The organism is Bacillus sp. ME78 (genome assembly GCF_903970865.1).
GTDB classification, from domain to species: domain Bacteria; phylum Bacillota; class Bacilli; order Bacillales; family Bacillaceae_G; genus Bacillus_A; species Bacillus_A cereus.
On sequence record NZ_CAJCKK010000091.1, the window covers coordinates 1 to 738 of the forward strand.

The window sequence follows — 738 nt, forward strand, 5'->3', positions numbered from 1 at the left end:
TATATTCGTTCTTCTGAAAAAGAGATTCTGTATACAAACCAAGATTGCATCATTAAAAACGGTAGATTTTTAAAGTTTCCAAAGACGAAATTGCAATTAAATATTGGGAAACTAGGTTTCACTGAAGGTAAACTGAAACAAGTTCGTGTGATTCCAAAATACAATGAATATGTAGTGGAATTGGTAATTGATGTTCCTTCTGAACAACAAATGATTGAAGAGAATGCTTGTTATATGAGTATTGATTTAGGGATTGATAACCTTGCAACCATCGTAACAAACACAGGTATGAAACCTGTCCTTGTTAAGGGCAAACATATCAAAAGCATAAATCAATATTACAACAAAATGAAGAGTCATTTTACAAGCATTCTTAGAAATGGAAAACAAACGAATGAAGGACCTTTTACTTCTAAAAGGATAGAAAAACTTCATCAAAAACGTTACTTGAAAATAAAAGACGTCTTCCATAAAGTTAGTCACCATATCGTAAAACTAGCTCAAGAAGAAGAAGTTTGTAAAATCGTTATTGGTCAAAACAAAAGTTGGAAACAAGAAACGAATATGGGAAAAAGAAATAACCAATCGTTTTGTCATATCCCGCATAATTTACTGATTCAAATGATTACATACAAAGCAAATGCTGTAGGCATTCAAGTTGTTGTAACTGAAGAATCATATACATCGAAAGCAAGTTTTCTGGATAACGACTTCATTCCAACGTATGGAGAAAATGAC

1 protein-coding gene is annotated in these 738 nt (G+C 31.8%); it reads left to right on the forward strand.

The features are described from left to right. Positions 1 to 738: RNA-guided endonuclease TnpB family protein (locus H6481_RS28290; protein WP_182813817.1), on the forward strand; the 738-nt coding region annotated here is incomplete at both ends.